The organism is Streptomyces sp. NPDC033136 (assembly GCF_055578235.1).
Window position 1 is genome coordinate 412677 of record NZ_JBVIPD010000001.1, and the last position, 12898, is coordinate 425574.

Sequence of the window (12898 nt, forward strand, 5' to 3'; positions counted from 1 at the left end):
CCTGTGCCTCGTTGTCAACACCCCAGAAGCGGGGGGGGTGGTGGGGGGGGGTTCCCCCCCCCCCCCCCCCCCCCCCCCCCCACTTTCGCACCCAGGGCTCTTGCCCAGCTCCCAGCCGGGCGCGTCGTCGTCGGCTTCGGCGACCGCGAGCGCGCCCCGATCGGGCGGCGGAGGGCGGGCACGCAGCTGAACATGGGAAGCGCGGGCGACGAAGCGGAAAAGTGGGGGGCGCGTGGACGAGCGTGAGGACGAGATCCTGGCCGGTGAGCTTGCCGCTCTGGCTGCTGTTTCCGGAGGTGCCGGCGGCTTGACCCGGTTCGTGGCCAAGCTGATGAGGAAGAACGTTCACGAGATCGACCTGGTCGTCGCCTTGCCGTTCGAGGACGCCGTCGAGCGCGTTGCCACAGTGCTCGGACGAGCAGGGCGAACGGTCGACCCCCTGTCTGAACCGGGTGCGGACCAACGGACGATGCGTGTCGTTGCCGGCGGTGGCTTTGGCGGCATGAATCCTGTCGTGGTCACTGCGCGGGTGACGAGGGGCGAGGCGTCCAACTCGGAGGTCGGACTGCGTGCAGCTGCCAAGGAGGGCTTGATCAGGCAGCGGGCGGGTGAGCAGACCGCTGCCCGTCTTGCGGCGTTGCTGGCCACTTAGGACCCCTTAGGGGCCGAGTCCGAGGAAGCCGCGGCCCTCGGCCCCGAGGCCGTACGGCGCTACCTGGCCACGAACTGGGTCAGGATGGCCTGGACCTCGTAGATGTCGACGCCCTTGGTGAAGGTCTTCTCGATGGGGGTCGGGGTGCCGGAGATCCAGATCTTCAGTTCGGCGTCCAGGTCGAAGGTGCCGGCCGTTTCCACCGCGAAGTGGGTGATGCTGCGGTAGGGCACCGAGTGGTACTCGACCTTCTTGCCGGTGATGCCCTGCTTGTCGATCAGGATCAGGCGGCGGTCGGTGAAGAGGATGGTGTCGCGGATCAGGAGGAACGCGGCGTGGACCTGTTCGCCGTGGCCGAGGAGGCGGGCGTAGTCCTGCTGGGCCGACTGCGGGCTCACGGTGTGTGCGTTGCCGAACAGTGCCATGGGTGTCCCCCCACTTGGTTGGCTGTGTCCCTCGGTCATCTTAGGAACAGGGGCCCGAAAACGGGACCGCCCCCGGGAGTTGGTTCGATGCTGTTGGCGAATGCCGCGTGGCGGGAGCCGAGTGTCCGCACCGTCTCAGCGACACGCCGCGTGCACGGCGTGTCGCTGAGACTCTCGCACCACTTATCGCCCGTACGCCGTCCGCCGTCCGTCGAATTCGCCAACGGCATCGTTGGTTCTCCCAGGGGCGGGTGTGCGGCGCGGGTTACGCGGACTCGCCGCCGAAGCGCTCCTTGTACGACTCCAGGTCCTCGTCCGTGAGCTTGGCGAACAGGACCGGCGGGATGGTGAAGGGGGTGCCGGCGGGGACGGCGGTGAGGGAGCGCGCCTCGTCCGGGGTGACCCAGCCCGCCGTGTCGTTCTCCAGGGAGAACGCCTCGCGCATCTTCTTCGCCGACGTCGGAATGAACGGCTCGGAGACCACGGCGTAGAGGTGGATCAGGTTCATCGCCGTACGGAGGGTGAGAGCGGCGCCCTCCGGGTTGGTCTTGATCTCCAGCCAGGGGGCCTTCTCCTCCAGGTAGGAGTTGCCGGCCGACCACAGGGCGCGCAGCGCGGCCGCCGCCTTGCGGAACTGGATGGCCTCCATCTGGGACTCGTACTCGGCGAGCAGCCGGGCGATCTCCTCGCCCAGCTTCGCCTCCGCCTCGCCGGGCTCGGCACCGGCCGGGACCTCGTCGCCGAAGCGCTTGCGGGAGAAGGACAGGACGCGGTTGACGAAGTTGCCGAGGGTGTCGGCCAGGTCCTTGTTCACCGTGGCGGTGAAGTGCTCCCAGGTGAACGACGAGTCGTCCGACTCCGGGGCGTTCGCCATCATGAAGTAGCGCCAGTAGTCGGCGGGCAGGATGTCGAGGGCATCATGCGTGAAGACGCCCCGGCGCTGCGAGGTGGAGAACTTGCCGCCGTAGTAGTTCAGCCAGTTGAAGGCCTTGATGACGTCGACCTTCTTCCACGGGGCGCGGGTGCCCAGCAGGGTCGCCGGGAACATCACGCTGTGGAAGGGGACGTTGTCCTTGCCCATGAACTGCGTGTAGTGGACGTTCGCGTCCGACTCCCACCACCAGGAGCGCCAGTCGCGGTTCTCCGGGTCCTGGTCCGCCCACTCCTTCGTCGCGCCGATGTACTCGATCGGGGCGTCGAACCACACGTAGAAGACCTTGCCCTCCGCGGCGAGGTCCGGCCAGGTGTCGGCGGGGACCGGGACGCCCCAGTCCAGGTCACGGGTGATCGCGCGGTCGTGCAGGCCCTCCGTGAGCCACTTGCGGGCGATGGAGGAGGCCAGCACCGGCCAGTTGTCGGCGCGCTCGTCGACCCACGCCTCGACCTCGCCGGCCAGGGCCGACTGGAGCAGGAAGAGGTGCTTGGTCTCGCGGATCTCCAGGTCGCTGCTGCCGCTGATCGCGGAACGGGCGTCGATCAGGTCGGTGGGGTCCAGGACGCGCGTGCAGTTCTCGCACTGGTCTCCGCGGGCCTTGTCGTAGCCGCAGTGCGGGCAGGTGCCGATGATGTAGCGGTCGGGCAGGAAGCGGCCGTCGGCGTTCGAGTACACCTGGCGGATCGAGCGCTCCTCGATGAAGCCGTTGGCTTTGAGCTCGCGCGCGATCTCCTGCGTGATCTCGTGGTTCTGCGGGGAGGAACTGCGCCCGAAGTAGTCGAAGGCCAGGCTGAAGCCGTCGTAGATGGCCTTCTGCTGGTGGTGCGCTTCGGTGCAGAAGTCGTCCACGGGCACGCCCTGCTCCTTGGCGGCGAGCTCCGCCGGGGTGCCGTGCTCGTCCGTCGCGCAGATGTAGAGGACCTCGTGGCCCCGCTGGCGCAGGTAGCGGGAGTACACGTCCGCCGGGAGCATGGACCCCACCATGTTGCCCAGGTGCTTGATCCCGTTGATGTACGGAAGGGCGCTGGTGATGAGGTGTCGAGCCATCGGGGGCTGCTCCCAGGTCGCTACGCGGGGTGACGATCTCGTGGTCTCGGTCGTCTACGGAACCTTGAAATCGTAGCTGACATGTGTACGCCGCCCGCCTCCCCTTTTACGGGGTGAGAAGCGGGCGGCGTCGGGGAGGAGCCGGGAGGCTTACGGGCGCCAGGTCGCCAGTACGCCCTCGTAGAGCTCCTTGTCCGTGAGCTCGCGGGGGGTTTCGCCGGCGAGGAAGTGGGACGTGTTGGGCGTCTTGAGCTTGCGGAGGTAGTCGAAGGCCTTGTTCTCCGGGTCGCCGAAGGCGACGAAGGAGAAGAAGACGGCGGGGTGGGTCTTGGCCGCGTCGGTCAGGGACTGGGTGGCCGGGGTCTTGGCGTCGGGGGCGCCGTCCGTCTGGAAGATCACCAGGGCGGGGGTGCCGTGCTCCGCCTTGTCGTGCTGGGCGAGGACCGCTTCCACCGCTGCGTGGTAGCTGGTGCGGCCCATGCGGCCGAGGCCGGCGTGGAGGTCGTCGACCTTGTTCTCGTGGTCGGTGAGGGTGATCTCGCCGGTGCCGTCGAGTTCGGTGGAGAAGAAGACGACGGGGACCGTGGCTTCCGGGTCGAGGTGGGCGGCCAGGGCGAGGGTCTGCTCGGCGAGGGCCTGGGCGGAGCCGTCCTTGTAGTACGGGCGCATGGAGGCGGAGCGGTCGAGGACGAGGTAGACCTTGGCTCGGGTGCCGGTGAGGTCGTTGGTCTCCAGGGCGGTGGCGGCGGCCTTGTAGGCGGTGGTGAGGCCGGGGGCGCGTGACTTGACTCGGGCGAGGGGGAGGGCGGGGTTGGGGGTGGCCTCGGCTTCGCCCTCGGCGGTGTCGTTGTTCCCACCCGCACCACCCGTGCTGCTTTCGTTGCCGGGTGCGGGTGGCCCCTGTGGGGCCTGGGCGCCGTCGGCGGCTGCGGCTGCGGCTGCGGCTGCGGCTGTGGCTGCGGGGGCGGAGGCGGAGGCGGGGGTTGGGGCGGCGTCGGCCTTGGCCGTCGGCTTCGGCTCGGCCTTCGGCTCGGCGTCGGGTGTGGCCTCGGGCGTCGCCTTGGGCGTCGGCTTGGCCTTGGTCGCGGGCTTGGCCTTGGCCTTGGTCCTGGCCTTCTGCGCCGCCTTGGGCTTGGGTTCCGGCTCGGCGTCGTCGGAGGCCGGCTTGGCCTCGGTCGCCGCCGGGGTGGGCTTGGGCTTCGACGTGGCCTCGGTGGCGGGGGCGGGCTCCGGCTTCGCCTCGGGCTCCGGCTCTGCTGCCGGCTTCGCGGCGGGAGTCGTCGCCTCGGGCTTGGCAGCCGGCTCGGGCTTCGCGTCGGGTGTGGCCTTGGGCTCGGCTTCCGCCGTCGGCTGGGCCTTCGCGTCGGGTGTGGCCTCGGGCGCGGCTTCCGCCTTCGGCTCGGGCTTCGGTTCCGTGGGGGTTTCGGGCTTCGGCTCGGCTTCCGCCGTCGGCTCGCGCTTCGGCTCCGGCGTAGCCGCCGGGGCGTCGGGCTCGGCCGGAGCCTTCGCCTCCGGCTTGGCCTCGGGCTCAGTCAGTGCCTCGGGCTTCTCCGGCGCCGTCGGGGCGGCCTCGGCGGCACTCGGCGTTTCCGCCTCGGCTGCCTTGTCCGCCGTAGCCTCCTCCGTCACCGTCGGCTCCTCGGTGGCGGGCTTCTCGGCCGGGGCCGTCTCCGCCTCCACCTCCGTCGGCTTCTCCTCGGCGGTCGTCTCCGTGGGCTCCGGGGTCTGCGCCGGTTCCTCGACGGCCGTCGACCCTTCGACAGCCACCTGCTCCTTTACGGCCTCAGGCTCCGCAACCGCGGGCTCCGCCGCAACCGCAGGTTCCTCCGCGCCCACCGGCTTCTCCGAGGCATCAGCCTTCTCGGCACCCCCCGGCTCCTCAACGGCCGCCGACTTCTCCTCGGCTGCCGGCTCTTCGACAACCGGCGGCTCCCCATCCGCCGCCGACTCCGCCGACTCCGACGACCCCGACGACCGCGTCGGGCTCGGGACCGCCACCTTGTTGAACGCCGCCGCCACCAGGTCGTGTACATCGTGGGACGACGAAGAGGATGAAGAGGACGAAGGTGATGAAGATGATGGGCGTGGTTCGGGGACGTCCGCCGTCGGGGCGGGGTTCGGTTCCGGGGAGGGGGAGGGGAGCTTCGGTTCCGGGGAGGGAGCCGTCGGGCTCTGCTGAGCAGGGGCTTCCCCGCTGGTCGTCGTCCGCTCCGCACCCTCCGCCTCGGCGGTTCGTGACTTGCGGGACCGTCCGAACGCGTTCCGCAACCGAGTGAGAATGCCCATGTGCGCGCAACCCTTCGCGTGAGTTGAAGCCCGTCAATCCCTGGCCAGGACGGACACGTAAGGTTAGCGGCCCTCCTGGGCGATCTTGGGCAGGGTCGGGTATGGGGGGCCCACCCTGTCAAGGGGGAGATCCGGCCTGCGCAGGTGTCGCCGGGTTGAAGAAGCACAACACCCGTACGGCTGCCACGGGTTCACTCGTTGTTCACCGGGGCGCCCGGCTGCCGCACGTATGTGCCCCTACGGTCGCGCTGACACCAAGGGCATCCAAGGGGAGAACAAAGTGCGCAAGCTGCTGCCGTTGATCGGAACGCCGTCCGGATCGCATCCCGGCGGCCGGTCCGCCATGACCTGCCGTTTCCGGTGTGGGGACGCCTGCTTCCACGAGGTGCCCAACACCAGTTCCAACGAGTACGTCGGCGATGTGATCGCCGGTGCGCTCAGCCGCCGTTCCATGATGCGGGCCGCGGCCGTCGTGACCGTGGCCGCCGCGGGCGCGGGTGCCGTGGGGGTCGGGCAGGCCCCCCAGGCCGCCGCCGTACCCGGCACCGGCGCCGCCACCGGCACGGCCTCCGCCGCCTCCGAGGCCGCCCGGCGTAAACACAAGGGTGCCCGCGGGCTCCGCTTCGCCCCCGTCGCACCGAACACCGCCGACGCCGTGACGGTGCCGGACGGCTACCGGCAGAACGTCGTCATCCGCTGGGGCGAGCCCATCCTGCGCGGTGCGCCCGCCTTCGACCCGGAGAAGCAGACCGCCAAGGCCCAGGCCGGGCAGTTCGGGTACAACTGCGACTTCCTCGCGCTCCTTCCGCTGCCGGGTGAGCGCGGCCGGCAGCTGCTCGTCGCCAACCACGAGTACACCGACGAGATGCTGATGTTCCGCGGGTACGACGACGCCGCCCCCACCCGCGAGCAGGTCGAGATCGCCTGGGCCGCCCATGGGCTGTCCGCCGTGGTGGTGGAGGAGGACAGGAGGACCGGCAAGCTCACCGCTGTCGCCAGGCACCAGCTGAACCGGCGCGTCACCGCCACCACCGAGTTCCGCCTCACCGGGCCCGTCGCCGGGTCCGACCTCGTGAAGACCTCCGCCGACCCGGGCGGCACCAAGGTGCTCGGCACCCTCAACAACTGCTCGGGCGGTGTCACCCCCTGGGGCACGACCCTGCACGGCGAGGAGAACTTCAACCAGTACTTCGCCCACGGCAGCCGGGCGACGGACAAGCGGTACGGCGTCGGGACCGGGGCGACCGAGCGCAAGTGGGAGCGGTTCGACAAGCGGTTCGACCTCGCGCAGGAGCCGAACGAGGTGCACCGTTTCGGGTATGTCGTGGAGTTCGACCCCTACGACCCGGGCTCCACGCCGCGCAAGCACACCGCCCTCGGGCGGTTCAAGCACGAGGCCGCCACCGTGCGGCTGACGCACGACGGGCGGCCCGTCGTGTACTCCGGTGACGACGAGCGCTTCGACTACTTCTACAAGTTCGTCAGCAGCAAGAGGATGAAGCGCGGCACCTCACGGTCCGTGCGTGAGCACAACCTCTCCCTGCTCGACGAGGGCACGCTGTACGTCGCCAAGCTCACCGGTGACTCCCCCGCCCTCGAGATCGACGGCACGGGCAAGCTGCCGAGCGACGGTGAGTTCGACGGCAGCGGCGAGTGGATCCCGCTGGCCACCGCCGGCGCCGACGGCGCCGTCTCGCACGTGGAGGGGATGAGCGCCGAGGAGGTGTTCGTCTTCACCCGGCTCGCCGGTGACAAGGTCGGCGCGACCAAGATGGACCGGCCCGAGGACATCGAGCCCAACCCGGTGACCGGCAAGGTGTACGTCGCCCTGACGAACAACTCCAACCGCGGGGTCGGCTCCAACGCCAAGGCGGACGAGGCCAACCCGCGTCACGCCAACAAGCACGGGCACGTCCTGGAGCTCACCGAGCGGTGGAACCGGCCCGAGAGCACCAGGTTCGCCTGGTCGCTGTTCCTCGTCGCCGGTGACCCGGACGACCCGGCGACGTACTTCGCCGGCTTCCCGAAGGACGGCGTCAGCCCGATCTCCTGCCCGGACAACGTCGCGTTCGACCCCTACGGCAACCTGTGGATCTCCACCGACGGTGCCCGGCTCGGCTCGCACGACGGGCTGTTCGGTGTGGCGACCCGGGGTGAGCGGCGCGGTGAGCTGAAGCAGTTCCTGACCGTGCCGAACGGGGCCGAGACCTGCGGTCCGATCATCCAGGACCGGCGCGTGCTGGTCGCCGTGCAGCACCCGGGGGAGATCGACGGCGCGTCCGTGGAGCAGCCCGCCAGCACCTGGCCCGACGGTCCCGGCAAGTACGTCCGGCCGGCGGTCGTAGCCGTGTGGCGTGCCGACGGCTGCGACATCGGCGTCTGAGCGGAGAGTGGGTCATGGGGGGGGGCGCCTGTCCGGCGCCCCCCTTCCTCTCTTCTCTTCTCCTCTCCTCACCGATGTGAGTGCAGCGTCAGGTCCGTCACCACCGCCCGGTGGTCCGTGCCGGCCAGGTCCAGGATGCGGGTGCGGTTGGCCGCGAACTCCTCGGACACCAGGACGTGGTCGATCTGCGCGCCGAACGTCGGAGCCGTCTGGGCCGGCCAGGTCACTGTGCGCTCGGCGCCGTCCAGGCGGGAGGCGTCGCGCAGGCCGGTGTCGAGGATGCGGCGGAAGGCGGCGTGGTCCTGGGAGGCGTTGAAGTCGCCGGCCAGGACGAGGGGGGTGCCGGGGTCGGTGGCGGCCGCGTCGCGCAGGGCGCCCAGCTCCCGGCGCCAGAGGTCCACCTGGCCGGGCAGCGGGGGCATGGGGTGGGCGAGTTGGAGCCGTACGGCGTGCCCGTCGACGTCGGCGATCGCCCCGGGCATGCCCATCGTGCCGGGGACGCCGCCGGTGGGCCGGAGCGGGAAGCGGCTGAGGATGACGGAGCCCTCGGAGCCGCCGCCCTCGACGGCCCGGCGGTGCGGGTAGTCGCGCGCGAGGTCACGCTTCAGCAGTGCGTCGCACTCGTGGTCGCATTCCTCGACGAAGACCACGTCCGGTTTCTCGCGGCGGACGGCGTCGACGAGGGAGGCGGTGCCCTGGCCGAACTCGACGTTCGAGGTGAGCACGCGCAGTTCGGCGACCGGGCGGCCCGCGGGGTCGCCGACCTTGCCGTACGGGTCGGTGAACCAGGCCAGCAGGCCGAGCAGGACGACTCCCCAGGCCGTGCCGGGCCACCAGCGCGACAGCAGCGTCAGCAGCAGGGCGACGGCGGTGGGCACGAGCAGCCAGGGGAGGAAGGCGAGGAGCTGCGGGACGGGGGTGATGCCGTCGCTGTCGGCGGCCCGGAAACCGACCACCACGCTGACCCCGGCGAACAGCAGGGCGGCGCACCAGGCGCCGAGCCGCCGCCCGGGCGGACGGCGGCTCGGCCCGTCGGTGGCGGTCCACTCGGCAGCGGCGGTGTCCAAGGCCCGGCCTTCCGTTCGCAGGGGGGATGCCCGGATCGCTGGGCGGGATGCCCGAATCCTCCCTCAAAGACGGGGTGGGGCGGCGGAAGGTTGCCGCTGATCGACCCGGTCCAGGAGTGTTCCCAGCGCCTGGTCGAACACCTCCGGGCGTTCCAGGTTCGGCATGTGGGCCGCGCCCTCGACGATGTGCAGGGTGGAGTCGGGGAGGGCCGCGTGCAGGGACCGGGCGTCGGAGACCGGCGTGAAGGTGTCGTCGGCTCCGACGACGACCAGGGCCGGGACACGGACGCGTGGCAGCAGGGCGTTGTAGTCGGGGCGCCGGGCGCGGGCGCGCAGGGCCGCGGCGGCGCCCTGCGGGGAGGTGCGCGTCATCATGCCGTGGACGTGCGCCTTGACCTCGGCGGTCGCGTACGGGGCGACCATCCGCTCCAGGACCTCGTCGGCGTAGCCGCGCATGCCCTCCGTGAGGAGCCGGTCCGCCATGGCGTCGCGGGTACGGACGCCCTCCGGGGTTTCGGCGGACGGGAACGTGTCCGCGAGGACCAGGCCCCGTACGCGCTCGGGGAACAGGCGGTAGCAGTCCATGACGATCTGGCCGCCCATCGACAGCCCCGCCAGGACGAACGACTCCACCTTCAGCTCGTCCAGCAGGGCCTCGATGTCCCGGGCGAATCCGGAGAAGTCCGTGACGGCCGGGGCCGTCGGGGAGGCGCCGTAGCCGCGCAGGTCGGGGACGATGACACGGCGGGCCGCCGAGAACGTCCGCAGCTGCGGGGCCCACATCGTGCAGTCGAAGGGGTGGCCGTGGACGAGGACCAGGGGGACAAGGGGGACAAGGGGCTGCCGAGGGGAAACAGGGCCTTTGTCCTCGTATGCGAGGAAGGGAGCCATGAGGTCGACCCTAGGCCGCTCAACTACTCAGTGCAATAAGCTCTTTGCTCTCGGTGCAATGCAGGGGGGCCGACTGAGGGTGGGACCGCATGACGCGGGGACCGCATGACCGGGGGCCGGGGGACCCCATGACGGGGGAGACGAATGACGGTGGGACCGAATGAGAGTGGGGCCGAGTGACGGTGGGACCGGATGATCGTGGGACCGAATGACGGGTGACTACCGGCGCATCGCCGACAGGATCGCCGACGACATCGCCGGTGGGCGGCTCAAGCCGGGGCAGCGGCTGCCCCCGCAGCGCGCGTTCGCCCGGCGCAGGGGGATCGCGCCGTCGACGGCCGGGCGGGTGTACGCGGAACTCGTGCGGCGCGGGCTGGTTGTCGGCGAGGTCGGGCGCGGCACGTTCGTGCGGGCCGCTCCGGCCGGGCCCGCGGGGCAGGCGCTCGTCGAGGCCGGTCCGGCCGCCGCGCCCGTCAACCTGGAGCTCAACTACCCTTCCGCGCCCGGCCAGCCGGAGCTGCTCGCGCCCGTGCTCGCGCCGCTGCTGCGCCCCGACGTGCTGGCCGAGGCGCTGTTACCGGCGGCCGCCACCGGCACCGAGGCCGCCCGGGAGGCCGCCGCCGCGCTGCTCGCCACGCCGGACTGGCGCCCAGGCCCGGAGCGGCTGCTGTTCACCGGCAACGCCCGGCAGGCGATCGCCGCCGTCCTGGCCTCCCTGGTCCGGCCGGGCGGCCGGGTCGGGGTGGAGCAGCTGACGTATCCGCTGGTCAAGGAGATCGCGGCACGGCTGGGCGTCACGCTGGTGCCGCTGGCCGGTGACGCGGCCGGGCTGCTTCCGGAGGCCGTCGCGGCCGCGCACCGTTCGGCGCCGCTGTCCGCCCTGTACGTGCAGCCGACGCTGCACAATCCGACGTCGATGACGACGAGCCGGCCGCGGCTGCTGCAACTCGCCCGGCTCGTCCACGACCTGAACCTCCCTGTGGTGGAGGACCGTATCTGGTCCTTCCTCCGGGAGCCCGGTGATCCCTTCGCCGTCCACGCCCCCGCTCTCACCCACGTCGTCGACGGCCTCTCCAAGCGGGTCGCCCCCGGGCTCACCGTCGGGTTCCTCGTCGTGCCGCCGCACCGGGTCCGTGCCGTGGCCGACGCCGTGCGGTCGGGCGGGTGGAGCGCGGGGCGGTTCGCGCTGGAGGCGGCCGTGCGGTGGGCCGGGGAGGGGACGGTGGCGCGGCTGGTGGCGGACAAGCGGGCGGACGCGGCGCGGCGGCAGCGGATCCTCGCCGAGGAACTCGCGGGCTTCCCCGTACGGTCCGACCCGGGCGCCTACTTCGCCTGGTGGGAGCTGCCCGCCCCGTGGCGGGCGGACACCTTCACGGCGGCTGCCGCCGCGCACGGCATCGCCGTCACGCCCGGTCCCGCCTTCGCCGTCGCCCCCGGGCACACGCCCGACGCCGTCAGGCTCGGGCTCGCGTCGGCTCCGGAGCCGGATCTGCGCCGGGCGCTGCGGACGCTCGCGCATGTCGCCGCGCGGCGAGGCGGGGACCGTACCGGCCCGTGAGCCAGGCGGTGAGCGCCACCGCGAGGCCGAGGGCGCACAGCAGCCAGGACACGGTGCGCAGGGTGGCCGTCAGGGCGTCGTAGACCGCGCCCGCCGCCGGGCGGTGGAGGGTGTCGGGCAGGTCGGCGAGGGTGAGGCGGCGTCCGATCGCGACGGCGAGGACCAGCAGGGCGCCGCCCAGGGCGGTGCCGAGGCCGAGGGCGGTGACCGCGCGGCGGCGGCACGCGGCGACGGCGATCCCGGCGACGGCGAAGACGCCCGCGGCGAGCGGCAGCCAGAGGGCGGCGGTGTCCAGCACGTGGTACCCCTTGCGCAGTCGGTCCGCGTCCTCGGCCGGGAGCACCGGGATCCGGGCATGGGTGACCGGGATGCGGTGGGCGAACGGCACGTGGTCGTCGGTGAGCCGCTGTTTGACCCGGGCGATGACGGGGGCGGGGTCGACGGTGACCGGTGCCCCGTGCGCTCCCTCGTCACGCAGGGCCCGCAGGACGGCGTCGTGGACGGCCCGGTTCGCCGCGTCCCAGGCCGTGCGGAACGCCTCGGTACGGGTGAAGGACCGGGTCGCGTCGTGTACGAAGGGGCCGACCGCGCCGCGTACGGAACCGGTGTCGACGCGGTGCCCGGCCTCCCGCATGACACCGTCGCCGAGGGCTTCCGCGACCGCGTGCCGCACGTCCGGGTCGCCGGCGAGCGGCGCCATCGTACGGACGTAGCGGCCGGTGTCGGTCAGGCCGTGGGCCGCCCAGGACGCCAGCGCGCCGAACGGCAGGAGCAGGCACGCGAGGAGGAGCAGAACGGCCGACAGGGCGTTCCGCGGTCGTGGGGGCGCCTGCTCGGGTACGGGCGCCGGGTCGCGCTCGGGCACCCTTCCAGGCAAGGCGCCCCGGGCCGGACCCGCGACCGGAGGTGCGGCATTCGGCCGCGCCTGCCGAGCCGTACGGGCGCCCCACCCGCGGAAGCGGGCCGGAGCGGGGCGTTTTCCGCGCTCGGGCGGAGGGCTCACCCGAACGGGTGCTTCCTGGTGCGGGGAGAGGGGAGAGGGGAGAGGGGAGCCGATCATGCGCACCACTCCGACCAGCGGACCACTCCAACCACTCCAACCAGTCCATCCAGTTCAGCCGGATCAGCCGGATCAGCCAGTCCAGCCAGTCAGCCGATGCTCCGGCCGGTGGCGTCCTCGTGGGTGTAGTAGCGGTAGAACATCGTCAGCAGGACGCCCAACCCGGCCGCCAGCCCGAACCCGCTGGACCGCAGGACGGAGTCGCCGCTCTGGTTGACGAGGAAGCCGATCGCGCAGCCGGTGAAGGCGAACCAGAGCAGCGCGTGCGGTTCCCGCCGCAGCCGCGGGCCCAGGCGCCAGACGGCGGCGAACAGCACGGCGAAGACGAGCGCGGTGACGAAGCCGAACAGCACGTTCCAGCCCGTGATGGGCCCGCCGTGGCGCTGGTTGGCCGCGGCCCAGAAGCCGTAGACCAGCCCGAGCACGACGGGCACTGCCACCTGCGCGGCCGCGTGGGTACGGGCGCTGAAGACGTCGGGCCTACGGCGCTGCGTCAGCATCCTGCGTGAGGCGGGTGCCGCATGAGCCATGAGAGCTCTCCTCTCTGTCCCTGCCCCTGGTTTCCAGGGCACACCGGCGGGCAGCGGCCGGCAAG

Annotated in this window: 10 protein-coding genes; 3 read left to right on the plus strand and 7 right to left on the minus strand. The window is 72.0% G+C overall.

The window, feature by feature from the left end:
* The first annotated feature begins 232 nt into the window (after positions 1-232).
* On the plus strand, positions 233-652 hold the full coding sequence (locus ACZ5TL_RS01895; protein ID WP_468586615.1) for a hypothetical protein: 420 nt from the start codon (positions 233-235) through the stop codon (positions 650-652).
* A gap of 59 nt (positions 653-711) precedes the next feature.
* Here the strand turns inward: ACZ5TL_RS01895 and ACZ5TL_RS01900 are convergent, their stop codons facing one another.
* From ACZ5TL_RS01900 to ACZ5TL_RS01910, 3 genes are all read right to left on the minus strand, one after another.
* Complete coding sequence (locus ACZ5TL_RS01900) at positions 712-1077, minus strand: PH domain-containing protein (RefSeq protein WP_359632895.1); 366 nt, start codon at positions 1075-1077, stop codon at positions 712-714.
* 265 nt (positions 1078-1342) lie between these two features.
* A complete protein-coding gene (gene metG, locus ACZ5TL_RS01905) occupies positions 1343-3058 on the minus strand; it encodes a methionine--tRNA ligase (RefSeq protein ID WP_468586617.1) in 1716 nt (571 codons plus the stop codon).
* A gap of 150 nt (positions 3059-3208) precedes the next feature.
* Positions 3209-4825: a VWA domain-containing protein gene (locus tag ACZ5TL_RS01910; RefSeq protein ID WP_468586619.1), complete on the minus strand. Its 1617-nt coding sequence runs from the start codon at positions 4823-4825 to the stop codon at positions 3209-3211.
* A 799-nt stretch (positions 4826-5624) separates the two neighbouring features.
* On the opposite strand from ACZ5TL_RS01910, the gene ACZ5TL_RS01915 reads away from it, so the two are divergent.
* Positions 5625-7727 (plus strand): PhoX family protein, encoded by a 2103-nt coding sequence (locus tag ACZ5TL_RS01915; protein ID WP_468586621.1) that lies wholly within the window; start codon positions 5625-5627, stop codon positions 7725-7727.
* A gap of 68 nt (positions 7728-7795) precedes the next feature.
* Here the strand turns inward: ACZ5TL_RS01915 and ACZ5TL_RS01920 are convergent, their stop codons facing one another.
* Positions 7796-8794, minus strand: a complete 999-nt coding sequence (locus ACZ5TL_RS01920) for an endonuclease/exonuclease/phosphatase family protein (RefSeq protein WP_468586623.1) — start codon at positions 8792-8794, stop codon at positions 7796-7798.
* Between the two features lie 63 nt (positions 8795-8857).
* Positions 8858-9685 carry an alpha/beta fold hydrolase gene (locus ACZ5TL_RS01925; RefSeq protein WP_468586625.1) on the minus strand — a complete coding sequence of 276 codons (828 nt, stop codon included), beginning with the start codon at positions 9683-9685 and terminating at the stop codon, positions 8858-8860.
* Positions 9686-9893: 208 nt separating this feature from the next.
* Here ACZ5TL_RS01925 and ACZ5TL_RS01930 point away from each other — a divergent pair, with 208 nt between their 5' ends.
* Positions 9894-11243 (plus strand): aminotransferase-like domain-containing protein, encoded by a 1350-nt coding sequence (locus ACZ5TL_RS01930; protein WP_468586627.1) that lies wholly within the window; start codon positions 9894-9896, stop codon positions 11241-11243.
* Here ACZ5TL_RS01930 and ACZ5TL_RS01935 read toward each other — a convergent pair.
* Entirely contained in the window at positions 11140-12108 is a 969-nt protein-coding gene (locus ACZ5TL_RS01935; RefSeq protein WP_468586628.1) for a hypothetical protein, read from the minus strand. The genes ACZ5TL_RS01930 and ACZ5TL_RS01935 overlap by 104 nt on opposite strands.
* 284 nt (positions 12109-12392) lie before the next feature.
* Positions 12393-12833 (minus strand): hypothetical protein, encoded by a 441-nt coding sequence (locus tag ACZ5TL_RS01940; protein WP_468586629.1) that lies wholly within the window; start codon positions 12831-12833, stop codon positions 12393-12395.
* Positions 12834-12898: the final 65 nt, after the last annotated feature.